The organism is Corynebacterium ulceribovis DSM 45146, assembly GCF_000372445.1.
Lineage (GTDB): Bacteria > Actinomycetota > Actinomycetes > Mycobacteriales > Mycobacteriaceae > Corynebacterium > Corynebacterium ulceribovis.
Map to the genome: position 1 here is coordinate 862,693 of NZ_AQUY01000001.1, position 15,448 is coordinate 878,140.

The window sequence follows — 15,448 nt, forward strand, 5'->3', positions numbered from 1 at the left end:
ACCAGCAACGGAGGACACAATGACACAAGCGCACGATGACACAATCGCGCCGGGCATGGCAGGTCGCGGCAAAGCTCTGGCGACCCTCATCTTGGGCGTACTCGGATTCATCGGCAGTTTCGTCTTCATCGGCATTGTCGCATCCGTCGCAGCAGTTGTAGTTGGCTTTCTAGCGCTGCGGCACATTGCCTCCGAACAGGCGCTGACCGGGACGAACCCAGAAGCGGAGAAAGCCTACGGCCGCAGCCGACTGTTCGTCTACCTGGGATACATCGGTGCGGCGCTGGGCGTGGCTGGGTTCTTGTTCATGATGTGGGTGACATCGCTTTACAGTGAAGGCCTGACCAAGTGCGCGCAGCAACACGGCGATAACAGCGCGGCAGCGGGGCAGTGTGCGCAGCAATACGTCATGGATCGCCTGCTGCCATAGCGAATCGCCATAGCGTGTTTGCCGAGGTCACATAGCCGAAATTCTCGGATTACCCCTAGTTTAGGTTGAATCAAACCCTGACTCTCACAGTTTTTTAAGCGATAACTTGGAGTTCGATAAGTTGGAGGGTGGATTTTAGTATTCATTCGCCCGCCACTGAGCCGACACACAAGCTGAACTGGCGGGCATTAGACAGGGAGACGGCCTATGTCCACCAACGTCGGTAACGCGACCGGCTCAGAAATTGAGCTTTCACCGGGGCAACAAGACCCGGGACACAGTCCACGCGAACTTTTCCGTAAGCGCTTGGGATTTTTCCTCGGCCTTGCGCTCGCGGCGCTGGTCTACTTCATCATGCCGTCTGACCTGCCGCACGCACTGCGCGGCACCGCGGCTATTGCCATCATCATGGCCGCATGGTGGATGTCGGAAGCAATTCCAATTACCGCCACCGCACTGCTGCCGTTGGTGCTGTTCCCAGCCTTCGGCATTGCGGAGATGAAAGAATTCTCCACCAGCTACGCCAGCCCAACCATCTTCCTGTTCATGGGTGGCTTCCTGTTGGCGTTGGGTATGCAGCGCTGGAACCTGCACAAGCGGATTGCGCTGTGGGTGCTGGTGGCGATGGGTTCGTCGCCAAAGATGTTGATTTTGGGCTTTATGACGGCCACCGGCTTCTTGTCCATGTGGGTCTCCAACACCGCCACCGCGGTGATGATGCTGCCGATTGGTATTTCCGTGCTCTCGCTAATTGTGGGGCTGCTGAAGTCGGAAAAGACCTCGGAAGAACTTGAAGAGGAAATGGAATCCACTGCGCGTGGTGAAGCGCCATCCTCGAACTTCGGCATTGCACTGATGCTGGGTATCGCATACGCCGCGTCCATCGGTTCCCTCGGTACCGTCATTGGTACCCCGCCAAACACCATGCTGCGTGCCTACATGGCCGAGCAGGGCGTGGAAATCGGCTTCGGCCAGTGGATGCTCGTCGGTGTGCCAATCGCAATTGTGCTGATGATTGCCGCTTGGCTACTGCTGACCACCGTGCTGTTTAAGCCTGAAATCGACCACATTCCGGGCGGCCGTGAACTGATGCGCAAGGAACTGTCGAAGCTGGGTGGCATGTCCCGCGGCGAAGCCTCCGTTATGACCATCTTCGTCATCGCTGCGCTGGCTTGGATCCTGGTGCCAGTCTTCTTCAAGGGTTCGATGTTCTCCGACGCAGTGATTGCAATGCTGGTCGGTACCGCGCTGTTCATTATCCCGGGTGCTCCAAACGGTGTGCCTCTGCTGCGCTGGGCTGACGCTCTCGAACTGCCATGGGGCGTTCTGCTGCTCTTCGGTGGCGGTCTGGCACTGTCCTCCCAGTTCGGCAAGTCTGGTCTGTCCGACTGGATCGGTGAGCAGATGTCCGGCCTGAACGTCCTGCCAATGGTCGCACTGGTTGTCATCGTGGCTGCAGTGGTTCTGGCGCTGACCGAGTTCACCTCCAACACCGCAACTGCTGCTACCTTCTTGCCGCTGATGGGCGCACTGGCCATTGGTATGGGCATTGACCAGATGTTCCTGACCGTCCCAGTGGCACTGGCTGCAACATCCGCCTTCATGATGCCGGTAGCAACCCCACCAAACGCGATTGCCTACGGTTCGGGTTACGTCACCATGGGCAATATGGTCAAGGCCGGTATCTGGCTGAACATCGCCGCGCTGATTCTCATCTCGGTCGTCTCCGTCACCCTGTCTGTGTGGGTGTTCGGCCTGGTCTTCTAAGCCAGTTCAACTCAGCCGACCTCTCGTGCAGAGGTCGGCACTGTGCATAAGAGCACCAACCAAAAGAGGCACCAACTAAAAGAACCGCCCCAGCATCCTAGGAAACCTAGGGGACTGGGGCGGTTCTTCGCTGTCTCGGCTCGGAGCTCTACTCCAAGTAGTCGCGCAGCACCTGAGACCGCGATGGGTGGCGCAGCTTCGACATGGTCTTCGACTCAATCTGGCGGATACGCTCACGGGTCACGCCGTAGACCTGACCAATCTCATCCAAGGTGCGTGGCATGCCGTCGGTGAGGCCGAAACGCAGCCGGACAACGCCAGCTTCACGCTCGGATAGCGTCTCCAGCACGTCTTGCAGCTGGTCCTGCAACAGGGTGAAGGACACGGCGTCAACAGCGACGACTGCTTCAGAGTCTTCAATGAAGTCGCCGAGCTGTGAGTCGCCTTCGTCACCAATGGTCTGGTCCAGCGAAATAGGTTCCCGAGCGTACTGCTGGATTTCCAGCACCTTCTCCTCGGTGATATCCATTTCGCGTGCCAACTCTTCTGGGGTCGGTTCACGGCCGAGGTCCTGCAGCAGCTCACGCTGAATACGGCCCAGCTTGTTGATGACCTCCACCATGTGCACTGGGATACGAATCGTGCGGGCTTGGTCGGCCATCGCGCGGGTGATTGCTTGGCGAATCCACCAGGTGGCGTAGGTGGAGAACTTGTAGCCCTTGGTGTAGTCGAACTTCTCGACCGCACGAATCAGACCCAAGTTACCTTCCTGAATCAAGTCCAGGAACGCCATACCGCGACCGGTGTAGCGCTTAGCCAGCGACACGACCAGACGCAGGTTCGCTTCCAGCAGGTGATTCTTGGCCTTCTTACCGTCACGGTTAATTTCACGCAGCTCGCGGCGTAGGCCAGTTGCGATACGTTCGCCGCCTTCACCGCGCTGGGCCTTCTTATCCGCTTCCAGCATGTGGGCCGCGTACAAGCCGGATTCAATGCGCTTTGCCAGCGACACTTCCTGTTCAGCTGTCAGAAGTGCGACTTTACCGATCTGCTTCAGGTAAGCACGAACGGAGTCTGCAGAGGCGGTCAGTTCCGCGTCTTTACGGGCCTGCCGCAGAGTTTCAGACTCTTCTTCGTCCCAGACAAAGTCCGAACCGGACTTGTCCATGTCGTCTTCTTCCTCGTCACCGAGTTCGTCGACTTCGTCCTCATGCAGGTCTGGGTTGTACTCGACATCTTCGTCTTCGAGTTCGCCCTCTTCCAACTCATCCGCGTCCTGACCTTCAGGCGCGTCGGTTGCAGCCTTTGCCTGTTCATTCGACGCCTTGATCGCTGCCTTTGCGGTCTGCGCTGCGCTGGAAGCTGCGGATTTCGCCGTAGTCTTGCGTGCGGCGGTCTTCCGAGCAGTGGTCTTTTTCGCTGCAGTCTTCTTGGCCGCATTTTTGGTTGGGGTCGCCTTCTTGGCCACTGCCTTTTTCGCAGCAGTTTTCGCTACGGCTTTTTTGGCGGCGGTCTTTTTTGCAACCGTCTTTTTGGCAGCAGTTTTCTTCGCTACTGCCTTCTTAGCGATAGTCTTCTTCGCAGCGGTCTTCTTGACAGCCTTCTTCACGGCCTTCTTGACCGCGCTCGAACTGTCGTCGCCGGAGGAGGATGCCTGCTCGGCCGACTGTGCCTTGTCTGTGGCTGCCACGTACGCCCTTTCACATTCACGAAATCTGACGGTGGTTTCTGGGGTAACCCGTCGTGCGTTGAATCGACTCCCCAGTATAACCACGTTCGGAGTTTGGGAACTAGCTGACCCCAAATCGGGGCAATATTTACTGACTGATTTTGCCTATGGAAGCAATCCTTGTTCTGCTGCGAAAGCGGCCCCAACGATGCCCGCAGTGTTGCGCAGCTGCGCTGGAACCACCGGAGTCTTATTAGTTAGCAGCGGGATCCATTGCTCGTGTTCACGGGAAATTCCGCCGCCAACAATAATGACGCGCGGCCACAGCAACTTTTCCAGCACTGTCAGCACATGGGAAACTCGCGCGGCCCACTCTGGGAAGTCGAGGTTTTCCACGGTACGAATGCGCGAGGATGCAAAATGCTCAGCCTCCGTGCCATCAATAACTAGGTGCCCGAGCTCGGAGTTGGGGTAGAGCACACCGTCGGAAAGCAAAGCGGAACCAATTCCGGTACCGAAGGTCAGCATCAGTACGGAGCCGTCGCGTGCAGCTGGGTTGCCAAACTTCACTTCCGCAAGTCCCGCAGCGTCCGCGTCATTGAGAACGTGGACGGTACGGCCGGGCAGGTGCCGTTCAAACAGTGCGGCGCAGTCCGTCTCCACCCACGTCGGATCAATATTCGCCGCGGTGTGCGCCACTTGGTTCTGAATCACCGAAGGTAGCGTCACACCGATGTCTTTACCGGTCCAGCCGCATTCGGCTACCAGTTGCGCAATAGTCGCTGCGACTGCATCAGGAGTTGCAGGTTTCGGGGTCGCTAGCTTTTTGCGTTCGTACACCAGCTCCCCAGTACTGAGATCTACCGCGGCGGCTTTAATGCCGGACCCGCCTACGTCGACACCGAATCCGATTTTTGGCTCCATATGGCTGATTGTACGGAAAGGGGCACAATGGTGGGCATGACTGAATTGGACCGTGAACTTTCCGATCTGCGCGACATCGCCTGTTTTGTCGCTGAATCCGCCAGCTCGTTGGTGCGCCAACGCCGCCGCATGATTAAGGACTGGTCTGCAGTGACAGACACTAAGTCCTCGGGCGTGGATCCAGTCACTGCAGTGGACCGGGAATCGGAGCTGCACATTCGCCGTTTGCTGCGCGCGCTACGCCCGAATGATGTTGTGTTGGGCGAGGAGGAAGGCGGTACCACCGCAGCGGCTGATCAAGTCCAGTGGGTTGTCGACCCGATCGATGGCACCGTCAACTTCATGTACGACTTCCCGTCCTATGCGGTGTCCATCGCCGCGGTTCGCGATGGCGAGATGCTGGTCGGGGCGGTAGCGGATGTGCCACACCGCAAACTGTATTCGGCTGCCCGAGGTGCCGGTGCCACAGTGCTTCACGCCGATGGAACCAGCGTCCCCCTATCCGTCAATAAGCCCGAGAATTTGGGGAAATCACTGCTAGCGACTGGGTTCGGCTACTCAGCAGTACGGCGCGCGGCGCAGGGACAATTCATTGCTGCGATGCTGCCACAGGTCCGCGATATTCGCCGTGCGGGGTCCGCGGCGTTGGACTTGTGCATGCTGGCAGCTGGGAACATCGACGCATACGTGGAACACGGGCTGCAACCATGGGATTGGGCGGCAGGCCTCTTGATTGCGCAGGAAGCAGGCGCACGCACCACCACGCCAAGCATCAGTGAGGCGCTACCGGGGCCAATTATTGCGGCACCATCGACGCTTTTTGACGAATTGGTCGGCGCTGTGACGGCAGCAGGCGGGCAAGGCCAACTGCCTGAATAACGGGAATCAGCAGGGCTGATTGCGGACAGTATCAAGCGCGACTTGGTCAACTTCCGCGCCGCGGCTGAGCTGCCGCAAAATATCGCGCGCAGCCTTCGACGGCGGGGTGTTGTCAAACTGCGAACCCAACGCCAAATCAACAGTGGCATCGTCGCGGTCGTCCTGGCGGAACTCGACACAAGCAGTAGTTAATGCCAACGTCGCGGCAGCAGCGCGACCCTCAGAGCCAAAACGAATTTGGCCACGGCAGTCCAAGTCCTGCTCAGTGAAAATCGGGTCATTTCCGATAGAGTCGCCGGGTGCGGGCTGGAAACCCAATTCGGTCAAAGTAGCAGCGGCTTCACCAGCCTGGCCAGCTTGACCGTTCGCGTTGAAAACTCGGACCTCAATGTCCTTTGGACTTATCGGTTCAACTTTGGCTAGCTCATCGTGGGAAATGACTTCACCGAGGCCATCAGGTTTCGGCGTTGACGCGGAAGTACATGCCAACACTTCGGTCTCTGCCGAGTCGGTGGTGAACACGACGGCCCACGCAACAACGCCCACGACTAAAAGGGCAATCGTCGACACCAAATACGGCGTGCTTGCCCGGACCGCGGGACCGGAATTGCTCGCCTCATCCAAAAATGTGTACGACAAGGTGGCCCTTTCCATTAACTGGTTCGCTAGCAGGTTAATCTGCAGCTGGATTAGCAGTTAAGTGCCAATGGTAAGCCACGGGGATAAAGCGATAGAAACACAGGTCAAAAACCGCGTGTGACATGCAGATATGACACGGCAGCAAAACTGACTTAATATACCGCCCAAACAGAGAGTTAGCGGCATGAGACTTGTCGCAGCTCGGACGCTATAAAAGGAGCACTCATGGCTGTTGACTACGACGCGCCCCGCGCCACTACAGTCGAAGAGGAATTGGAAACCGATTCCCTCGAAGGCTTGCAGGCAGCACAGGCCGATAAGATGTCCGAATCCGATGACGACGACAGCGAAATCATCGAATCTTACGACCTGCCGGACTTGGACATTTCCGGTGAAGACCTGAATGTGGACGTTGTGCCAAAGCAGGCAAACGAATTTACGTGTGCCAGCTGCTTCTTGGTGCTGCACCGTTCCCGTCTGGCAGAAACCCTGCCAAACGGCGACAAAATCTGTCTGGACTGCGCCTAGTAGTCCCAGTCGCTGTGCCTAGCTAGCGCTAGGCCCAGCGCTAACCGATCAGTGCGTTGAGCAGTTCCTGCGGGTTGCGCGAGGACACAAGCCAATACGGGGTGCGGTCGGCTGGGTCATCGATGACCAGCATGGCCATTTCTGGAATCCACGAAGCGACAACCAAATGCGCCAGCGGATCGAGCTGACGTCCCATCGCGGCCTGCTTGGCGGTGGGCGGAATCACCATCGAGCGGCTAACGACACTGGCGGGCAACGTAGCGGTGGGGGCTATTAAGTAGCGCTGTCCGCCACGCTCAACGACCTGAATCTTTGCTCGGCCCAGCCACAGCACAAACCAGGCAGCAAGAGCGAACACCACCACGAAAGTGATGACGGGGTAGATCGGATCCCGGTTAAAACTCATGGTCCCGGCAATCAGACCGGCCAATAACACCACACCGAGCCACCAATACCATGGAGTACGAAGCTGCTCCGAATATAGCACGGCGCCTGAACTGCTGTTTTCCTTCACGACCTTTAACCCTACCGTAGGAATAGATGGCAACATCGGTAAGGTTGAGCCCGTGACTGACTCAAAAAACCCAGCCGCTAATCCAGCCGCCTATGAGCCACTAACCACGCTGAAAGTGCGCCGCCTGGACCCAGAACTGCCATTGCCGCGCCGTGCCCACGCAGGCGACGCAGGCGTCGACTTGTGCGCTACCGACAATGTCACCCTGCAGCCAGGGCAACGACAACTAGTAGGGACCGGCATTGCGGTTGCTTTGCCCTATGGCACGGTTGGCCTGATTCATCCACGTTCTGGCTTGGCTGCTCGGCAAGGACTGAGCATCGTCAACACTCCAGGCACCATTGACGCTGAATACCGCGGTGAGCTGAAAGTCTGCCTTATCAACTTGGACCCTGCGGAACCGATTGAGATTCAGCGGGGCGATCGCATTGCTCAATTGGTGGTGCAACGTGTCGAGCTCCCCGAAATCATCGAAGTTGATGAACTTGATGAGACCGTCCGCGGGGAAGGCGGGTACGGCTCAACCGGAGTTCGCTAAGCAACTATTGCCGTATCGTGGCGCTTAGAACAGATAAACAACTGAGGAGAAATGCATCATGTGGCCATTTGGCAAGAAGTCGGATGAAGATAAGCAGGACATTCAGCCGGAAGACACCACCGCCGCTGAAGTGACAACTGAAGCCGATGCGGAAGAGGACGCAGTGCCCGCCGATGCCCGCGAAGCAATGATGGGCCCATTCGACTCCCACGACGTGGACGTGGACGAGCTGAACTTTAGCGACTTCGCGAGCGGTTTCGTTGACTTAGGCTCTATGCACATTCCGCTGCCACACGAGGCGCAGGTCCAGGTGGAGATGGGGGAGACTGGCCCAAAGCTCGTGCACTTTGTCACGGAAGCAGGGCGGATCACCCCGGTAGCCTTCGCAGCCCCAACTTCCGGTGGTCTGTGGGATGAAGTCAAAAACGAAATCATCACCGGTTTTCAGCAGGACCAGCTAGAAGTGTCCGTGGAACGGGGCCCGTGGGGCGATGAAATCGTCGGTGTGGCACCAAACGCCGTAATGCGTGTTATCGCTGCAGAAGGCCCACGCTGGATGATGCGACTTGTCGTCGCCGGCCCGGCGGAAACGGCAGCGCAGCTGCATAAAACCGCACACGGCATTTTGGCGCGCACCGTGGTCACCCGCAGCGACAGCCCAATCCCAGCTGGCCAGTCCCTGCCAGTGGTATTGCCAGCCCCAATGGTGGAATCGCTGAAGGAAGCTATTCAGGCACGGGAAGCGGAGCTTGCACAGCAGAACAATCCTGAAGCTGGGAACAGCGCGGAGTGAACGACACTGGAGAACTAACGCTGACTGTGACCCGGCCAGCGCATGGCGGCGATTCCATCGCCAACCTTGAGGACGGCCGCATCGTCTTTGTCACCGGCGCACTACCGGGCGACACTGTCACGGCGAAAATCACCCAAGATTCCGGCCGCTTCCTCCGCGCTGATGTTGTGGACGTCATCAAAGCGTCCCCGTGGCGGGTGCCGCAAAGCTGCCCAGCGGCGGTAGCAGGTGCCGGCTGTTGCGACCTCGGCTTTCTGAGCGCAGAGGGCGAAAAATGGCTGAAGACTGAGGTTTTGGTTGACCAGCTGCGCCGCATTGGCAAGATCCAGGTCGCCGCGGAAGAGATTGACTACGTTCCATTGCAGCCGCACACTGGTTGGCGCACTCGCATGCGGTTTGGTGTCGACGCCACTGGTCAGGCAGGAATCCGTAAGCGGCAGTCCCATGCCTTAGTCACTGGCATTGAATGCACGCAGGCAGTTCCTGGTTTGATGGCTGGACTAGACAAGTACCGGTTTACGCCAGGCGCGGAAGTGATCGTAGCGATGGATACCGAGGGTGAACGCCACACCGTTGAAGAAACGGGCCGGGGCCGAAACCGTCGCCACAAGGTACACAAGGGTAGTGGCACTGCCACTCAGCAGGTAGGCAGCACCACATTCACGCTGCCAGCGACTGGGTTCTGGCAAGCACACCAAGCTGCACCGGAGGCCTACCAAGAGCAAGTCCGAGCGTGGCTATCCGGACACGTCTCCGAGGGCATGACAGTGTGGGATTTGTATGGCGGTGTCGGGTTGCTCGCGGCGCCGCTCGCCGATTTAGTTGGCGATAGCGGCCGCGTGGAGTCGGTGGAGTTGGATTCGAAGTCCGCGAAGTACGGCGCCCAGTCGCTCAGCGGCAAACCAGTGACCTTCCGCACTGGCCGAGTGGAGAATATGTTGAATGTTCTGGCTCGGAACCCACAGGGCAGCGTCGATGCGATTGTCCTCGACCCGCCACGTAAAGGCGCGGGGGCGAAGGTCATTGCGAAGATTGCGGAAGCGAACCCTACTCATGTGGTCCATGTCGGGTGTGACCCTGCAACCTTGGCCCGTGATCTAGCGGCGTGGACGCAGGCTGGCTACTACCCACAGCAGTGGACCTTGTTCAATGCTTTTCCTGGGACGCACCATATGGAGACGTTTGTGTTGCTGCGCCGCCAGCGACCTATGATGGAAAGCTAACCCTGGAATTATCTCGGAGAAGGTTATGCGAATTCTTGACCGCGTGTCATCCCCAGCCGACATTATGGGGCTGTCCGAAAAGCAGATGGTGCAGTTAGCTGCCGAGATCCGCAGCTTTTTGGTGGAAAAGGTTTCTGCCACGGGCGGACACCTAGGACCCAACCTGGGCGTTGTGGAATTGACGATGGCCCTTCATCGGGTCTTCGACTCCCCGAAGGACCCGATCATTTTCGATACGGGGCACCAGGCGTATGTGCACAAAATTCTGACCGGACGCCGGAAGGATTTCGATACCCTGCGGAAAAAGGATGGCCTGTCGGGGTATCCGTGCCGGGCGGAAAGCCCACATGACTGGGTGGAATCGTCCCATGCGTCGGCTTCGTTGTCCTACGCGGATGGGTTAGCTAAGGCGTTTGAGCTGCGCGGCGAAACTCACCGCAGCGTGGTCGCCGTGGTGGGTGACGGTGCGTTAACTGGTGGCATGTGCTGGGAGGCACTGAATAATATTGCTGCTGGTAAGGACCGTTCCTTGGTGATTGTCGTCAATGACAATGGCCGCTCCTACGCGCCAACCATTGGTGGTTTCGCGGAGAACCTGTCGGCGCTGCGTCTGCAACCGGGCTACGATAAGGTCATGGCTGAAGGGAAGTCTAAGCTGCTTAAGCTTGGTCCGTTTGGCAAGGCCATCGCCCGGGTTGCGTACCTCTTTAAAGAAGGCGTCAAGGAGGTTGTGCTGCCGTCGGAGATGTTCTCTGACCTCGGCATGAAATATATCGGCCCAGTGGACGGTCACAATATTAAGTCCCTGGAAAACGCTATGCGGCACGCGAAGGAATATGGCGGACCGGTCATTGTGCATGCGGTGACGAAGAAGGGTCACGGCTTCGCCCCAGCAGAGTCGAATCAGGCCGACTTGATGCACTCGACGGGGGTCATTGACCCGATCACTGGCGAATCGAAGTCAAGCAGCTCCGGTACCGCCTGGACCAGTGTGTTTGCCGATGAGCTGATTGAGATTGGTGCGGCGAACGATAGCGTCGTGGCGATTACCGCCGCTATGCCGGGCCCAACCGGGTTGGCAAAGTTCGGGGAGCGCTTCCCAGATCGCATGTTTGATGTTGGTATCGCCGAGCAGCACGCAGTCACTTCCGCCTCGGGTCTGGCAATGGGTGGCATGAAGCCGGTTGTTGCGGTGTACGCAACCTTCTTGAACCGTGCGTTTGACCAGATGCTGATGGACGTCGCGCTGCTGAAGCAGCCAGTGACTTTTGTGCTGGACCGCGCTGGTGTGACCGGTTCGGACGGTGCTTCCCACAATGGTGTCTGGGATATGTCGATTTGCGGCATTGTCCCTGGTATTCGGGTCGCGGCTCCACGTGATGGCGTCCGACTGCAGCAGCAGTTGCGGGAGGCCGTGGCGGATGAATCCGGTCCGACGGTGGTGCGGTTCCCGAAGGGGAATGTGCCAGCACCGATTGAGGCGAAGTCGCAGTTCGGCCCGCTGGATGTGCTCACCGGTGACACTGATTCCGGTGACGTGCTGATTGTTGCGGTGGGCCCGTTTGCCGCTTTGGCTCTCGACGCTGCGAAGGCTGTGGCGGCGCAGGGTTATGCAGTTACTGTTGTCGATCCTGGTTGGGTCGTGCCGGTCGCCCCAGAAATTGTCGAGCTTGCCGACCGGTTCTCCCTGGTCGTCACAGTGGAAGACGGTGTGATTCATGGCGGCGTCGGCTCGATGATTGGTGAGGCGCTGACCGCCGCGGAAGTGGATACTCCGCTGCGTCATGTCGCCGTTCCGGAACGATTCCTCGACCATGCTTCGCGCAGCGAGGTGTTGGAGGAGCTCGGCCTGACCGCCGCGTCCGTGGCGCGGGACATTATTGGTTGGAGCTTGGCGTTGGAGGATTCAGAGCTTGTTGACGAAAGCAAGCCGGAAATCGTGCGTCAGGATTCTGCCTCCGACGAAGGCTGATTGTCGTCATCCTTTTCAAGGTTGGCGGCGGTGATGTCGCCGGCTGCGCCGAAAAATAGCAACGGCGCAGCGATATCAGCCTGCCAGTCGCGAGCACCCTCGCGGAGAAGTAATTGCCGCATCTTCGGCAGGCTGTCGGGGATGAAGCCAGTTTCGGCGTGCCCGTAGGCACTTGCCCATGCGGCAACTCGCACAATCTTGGGCTTCAACAGGTTCTCTGTCGGGATGCCGATAGCGTCCGCTTGTGCTCGGAGNAGCTCATTGCTGGTGGCGAGTATGCCCGCGGCTTCGGGCCACGTATCTTTCCAATTCCGATGGTTCGGCATTGCGTCACCACGTTCTCGCTCGGGCCACTGCTGGGGGTTTGAGGTTCGCGCAAGGTTGGTTGCGTCAAAAAGCTTCTGTAACCTACGGCGATCCCGGGGGACGCCGCGGAGGGCGGAAACCTCACCCATGGTGGCAGGGAGGTTGCGTGCGACGGCAATGATGGCTGAGTTTGGCAGGATGCGGCCGGGGGCGAGGTCTCGGCGGGCAGCGAGGGTGTTGCGGCGTTGCCATAGGCTGCGTGCAACAGCGAGCTGTTCGGGTGTACGTAGTGCGCCAAGGCCTTTGAGGCGACGCCAGTCGTCGTCGGTGGGGTAGAGGCTGGTGCTGCCGGGGCGGTTTTCGATGCGGATATGGTCGAATTCTTGCCGGGCAATAGCGAGTTTGTCTTGCTCAGCGAGGATATCGTAGAGCACGTCGGCCAGCTCAATGAGCAGCTCGACGTCAAGGGCCGCGTAGCTGAGCCAGTCAGCTGGCAGCGGCCTGCGGGACCAATCTTCGCCGCCGTGGCCTTTGGCTAGTTGGTATCCAAGCAGCAGCTCAACCATGTTCGCGAGGTTGGGGTGGTCGAAGCCGGCAAGGCGGGCAGCTAGCTCAGTGTCGAACAATTCCCCGGGGTGCAGGCCAAGTTCGGCTAGGCACGGTAAGTCGGTGCTTGCCGCGTGGATGATCCAGACGGAGTCGTTGAGGACGGTTTTGAGGGGCGCGGTGATGGCTTCGGGGGTAACTGCCGCATGCCGCTGGGGCTCGGGATCGATGAGGAAGGTGCCGGCTCCGCGGCGGCGGATTTGGATGAGGAAGGCGCGGTCAGTGTATCGGTATCCGGCTGCGCGTTCGGTGTCGATGGCGAAGGGGCCACTGCCGTTAGCCAGGGTGTTTGCTGCCGCCGCTACATCTTCCGGAGTGGTTAATGGGGCAGGAATCCCTTCGCGCGGGGCGTGCAGCGGCTGTGACATAACTGCGATTCTACGCTGCTCTAGGTAGTACCGATTCCGATTAACGCAACACAAGTGTTCACAAAAGCTTTGCTTTTGGGGGAGAGGCGTTTAAGCTCTCAACTTAAGGTTAGGTATGCCTAGCCTAAGGCGCCTCTTAGTGTGGGGTGCGGGAAATAACTTGAGGAAATAGGAGATCGATAGATGAAGCTCATCTCTCGGATTGCAGTGTCAGCAGTTATGGCAGGCACTATGGCGCTTGTTGGCTGCAGTGGCGGCGCCGGCAGCAAGAGTGTGGCCAATGAATCGGATAAGGCACAAACAATCACCGTGCAGCACACACAAGGTGAGCTCACCCTAGATGGCGTCCCGGAGAAGGTGGTTGTGCTCGACTTCGCTGCACTAGATGTCATGGATGCCATTGGCGAGTCGGATAAGGTCACTGCCATTGCTACCGTCAAAAACTTTCCGGAGGTAGCGCAACCATTCAAGGACAAAGCGGTCGGCGGGTCGATGAAAGAGCCTGACCTGGAGGCTATTGCAGAAGCCGAGCCAGATCTCATCATCATTAATGCGCGCACCCAAAAAGCGTATGGGGAACTGGCAAAAATTGCGCCGACCCTGGATCTGACCTCTGCGAGCCGTGAAGTCACTCTTGATGGAGTGCTGAACTCTGCCCGAACCATTGGCACGATTTTCCAGAAGGAAGAGGTGGTGGACGCAAAGATTTCTGAGCTGAAGGCAAAAGCAAAAGATGTCGCCGAAAAATCCAAGGGTGTCGATGCGATGATGCTGCTGGCCAGTGGCGGTGAGCTGTCTACCTTCGGCGCAAACTCGCGATTCGGCATGGTCTTCCAAGATCTTGGCTTCCGTCCCTCTGTAGAGGTGGAGCAGGCTGGCCCGCACGGCCAAGTGGTGTCTTTTGAATATGTTGCCGATGCAAATCCAACCCACATTTTTGTGCTTGATCGCGACAAAGCAATTGGTCGGCCGGGCAACTCTGCAGAAGCGGCGCTGAATAATCAGCTGATTGCCACTACTAAGGCAGCTAAGGCGAGGAATATTCACTACCTCGATGGTGCGAAGTGGTACCTGGTTGGGGGTGGCCTCAATACGCTCGGCGCCATGATTGATGAAGTCGCCCAAGCAGTTGATTAGACGGCGTGGCGTGGGATTTTCTTCGCAACCCCCCTTCCGAATAGTTATTAACGAAACTAGAGTGTTGGTTAATGTTTTGCTTTTGAGTAAACGTTGCCTATGCTTAGTTGAAGTTGTTAGGTATCCCTTACCTAAAAACATGCGCTGGTTTCACTAGGAACCATGCGACAGACCCAACAAGACAAGGAGACTCCCGTATGAAGATCTTCTCGCGCGCAGCAGCCGCTGCCGTTGTAGCAGGCGCACTGGCATTGACTGGGTGCAGCAACAGTGGCGACGCGCCAAATGGTTCCGCTGCATCCGGCGACACCATCACGGTGAAGCATGCCAAGGGTGAACTGAAGCTCGACGGCACACCAGAAAAGGTCGTGGTCTTGGACTACGCTGCACTGGACGTTATGGAAGCCATCGGTGAATCGGACAAGGTTGTGTCCATCTCCACCGCCAAGGCATTCCCAGCAGTTGCAAAGCCTTTCGAAGACAAGGCAACCGCAGGTGCAATGAAGGAACCTGACTTCGAAACCATCGCACAGGCTGAGCCAGACCTGATTATCGTCAATGCGCGCCAGAAGGATGCTTACAGCGAACTGGAGAAGATTGCTCCAACCCTGGACCTGACCGCCTCGAACGACACCGCCACCCTCGACGTTGCTGTTGAGTCTGCCCGCACCGTCGGCCAGATTTTCGGCAAGGAAAAGGAAGTGGATGAAAAGATTAAAGGCCTGAAGGACAAGGCAAACAAGATCGCTGAGAAGGCAAACGGCACGGACGCCATGCTGGTGATGACCAATGGCGGCGAGCTGTCCACCTACGGCCCAGACTCCCGTTTCGGCATTGTCTACCATGACCTTGGTTTCAAGCCAGCCACCGAAGTGAAGATGGATGGCCGTCACGGCGAAGCGATTTCTTTTGAGTACGTCGCTAAGGCCAACCCAACCCACATCTTCGTTGTCGACCGCGACAAGGCAATCGGCTCTGACGCAAACACCGCAGAAGCCACCTTGGACAATGAACTGATCAAGGGCACCAAGGCTGCTAAGGACAACAACATCCACTACCTCAATGGTGCAGACTGGTACTTGGTTGGTGGCGGCCTGACCACCCTGAACTCCATGCTCGACGAGGTCGACAAGGCCGTCGACGCTAACGCGTAAT

Annotated in this window: 15 protein-coding genes; 10 read left to right on the forward strand and 5 right to left on the reverse strand. The window is 58.0% G+C overall.

All coding sequences use genetic code 11. The annotated features are described in order from the left end of the window. Window positions 1-19 precede the first annotated feature (19 nt). Together A3EC_RS0103960 and A3EC_RS0103965 are read left to right on the forward strand one after the other, a co-directional pair. Window positions 20-430, forward strand: coding sequence for a hypothetical protein (locus A3EC_RS0103960; RefSeq protein WP_018023877.1), 411 nt, complete (start codon window positions 20-22; stop codon window positions 428-430). Window positions 431-637: 207 nt separating this feature from the next. Continuing rightward, a complete protein-coding gene (locus tag A3EC_RS0103965; RefSeq protein WP_018023878.1) occupies window positions 638-2,197 on the forward strand; it encodes an SLC13 family permease in 1,560 nt (519 codons plus the stop codon). A 148-nt stretch (window positions 2,198-2,345) separates the two neighbouring features. Here the strand turns inward: A3EC_RS0103965 and A3EC_RS0103970 are convergent, their stop codons facing one another. Continuing rightward, the gene (locus A3EC_RS0103970; RefSeq protein WP_018023879.1) at window positions 2,346-3,887 is read right to left on the reverse strand and encodes an RNA polymerase sigma factor; all 1,542 of its coding nucleotides are present in this window, start codon (window positions 3,885-3,887) and stop codon (window positions 2,346-2,348) included. Window positions 3,888-4,031: 144 nt separating this feature from the next. Next, window positions 4,032-4,790, reverse strand: coding sequence for a polyphosphate--glucose phosphotransferase (gene ppgK / locus A3EC_RS0103975; protein ID WP_018023880.1), 759 nt, complete (start codon window positions 4,788-4,790; stop codon window positions 4,032-4,034). Window positions 4,791-4,826: 36 nt separating this feature from the next. Here ppgK and A3EC_RS0103980 point away from each other — a divergent pair, with 36 nt between their 5' ends. Further along, window positions 4,827-5,669 (forward strand): inositol monophosphatase family protein, encoded by an 843-nt coding sequence (locus A3EC_RS0103980; RefSeq protein ID WP_156812817.1) that lies wholly within the window; start codon window positions 4,827-4,829, stop codon window positions 5,667-5,669. A 6-nt stretch (window positions 5,670-5,675) separates the two neighbouring features. Here A3EC_RS0103980 and cei read toward each other — a convergent pair whose 3' ends face one another. Then, window positions 5,676-6,308: an envelope integrity protein Cei gene (cei, locus tag A3EC_RS11300; RefSeq protein ID WP_018023882.1), complete on the reverse strand. Its 633-nt coding sequence runs from the start codon at window positions 6,306-6,308 to the stop codon at window positions 5,676-5,678. Between the two features lie 225 nt (window positions 6,309-6,533). Between cei and A3EC_RS0103990 the strand changes: the two genes are divergently transcribed. Further along, window positions 6,534-6,836, forward strand: a complete 303-nt coding sequence (locus A3EC_RS0103990; protein WP_018023883.1) for a DUF4193 domain-containing protein — start codon at window positions 6,534-6,536, stop codon at window positions 6,834-6,836. Between the two features lie 40 nt (window positions 6,837-6,876). Here the strand turns inward: A3EC_RS0103990 and A3EC_RS0103995 are convergent, their stop codons facing one another. Next, entirely contained in the window at window positions 6,877-7,350 is a 474-nt protein-coding gene (locus A3EC_RS0103995) for a DUF3093 domain-containing protein (RefSeq protein ID WP_026162183.1), read from the reverse strand. A gap of 52 nt (window positions 7,351-7,402) precedes the next feature. Here A3EC_RS0103995 and dut point away from each other — a divergent pair, with 52 nt between their 5' ends. From dut to dxs, 4 genes are read left to right on the forward strand one after another with little or no spacing between them, the layout of a single operon-like run. After that, window positions 7,403-7,888: a dUTP diphosphatase gene (dut, locus tag A3EC_RS0104000; protein WP_018023885.1), complete on the forward strand. Its 486-nt coding sequence runs from the start codon at window positions 7,403-7,405 to the stop codon at window positions 7,886-7,888. Between the two features lie 58 nt (window positions 7,889-7,946). Further along, window positions 7,947-8,681: a DUF3710 domain-containing protein gene (locus A3EC_RS0104005; RefSeq protein ID WP_018023886.1), complete on the forward strand. Its 735-nt coding sequence runs from the start codon at window positions 7,947-7,949 to the stop codon at window positions 8,679-8,681. After that, the gene (locus A3EC_RS0104010) at window positions 8,678-9,904 is read left to right on the forward strand and encodes a class I SAM-dependent RNA methyltransferase (RefSeq protein WP_018023887.1); all 1,227 of its coding nucleotides are present in this window, start codon (window positions 8,678-8,680) and stop codon (window positions 9,902-9,904) included. Before A3EC_RS0104005 ends, A3EC_RS0104010 begins: the two co-directional genes overlap by 4 nt. Before the next feature lie 25 nt (window positions 9,905-9,929). Further along, the gene (gene dxs / locus A3EC_RS0104015; RefSeq protein WP_018023888.1) at window positions 9,930-11,876 is read left to right on the forward strand and encodes a 1-deoxy-D-xylulose-5-phosphate synthase; all 1,947 of its coding nucleotides are present in this window, start codon (window positions 9,930-9,932) and stop codon (window positions 11,874-11,876) included. On the opposite strand, the gene A3EC_RS11305 is transcribed toward dxs, so the two are convergent. Then, window positions 11,849-13,156, reverse strand: a complete 1,308-nt coding sequence (locus A3EC_RS11305; protein WP_018023889.1) for an HRDC domain-containing protein — start codon at window positions 13,154-13,156, stop codon at window positions 11,849-11,851. The two genes, dxs and A3EC_RS11305, sit on opposite strands and share 28 nt — an antisense overlap. Before the next feature lie 183 nt (window positions 13,157-13,339). Between A3EC_RS11305 and A3EC_RS0104025 the strand changes: the two genes are divergently transcribed. Both A3EC_RS0104025 and A3EC_RS0104030 read left to right on the forward strand, forming a co-directional pair. Further along, window positions 13,340-14,293 carry a siderophore ABC transporter substrate-binding protein gene (locus A3EC_RS0104025; RefSeq protein ID WP_018023890.1) on the forward strand — a complete coding sequence of 318 codons (954 nt, stop codon included), beginning with the start codon at window positions 13,340-13,342 and terminating at the stop codon, window positions 14,291-14,293. Window positions 14,294-14,490: 197 nt separating this feature from the next. Continuing rightward, on the forward strand, window positions 14,491-15,447 hold the full coding sequence (locus A3EC_RS0104030) for a siderophore ABC transporter substrate-binding protein (protein WP_018023891.1): 957 nt from the start codon (window positions 14,491-14,493) through the stop codon (window positions 15,445-15,447). The last annotated feature ends 1 nt before the right edge of the window (window position 15,448 follow it).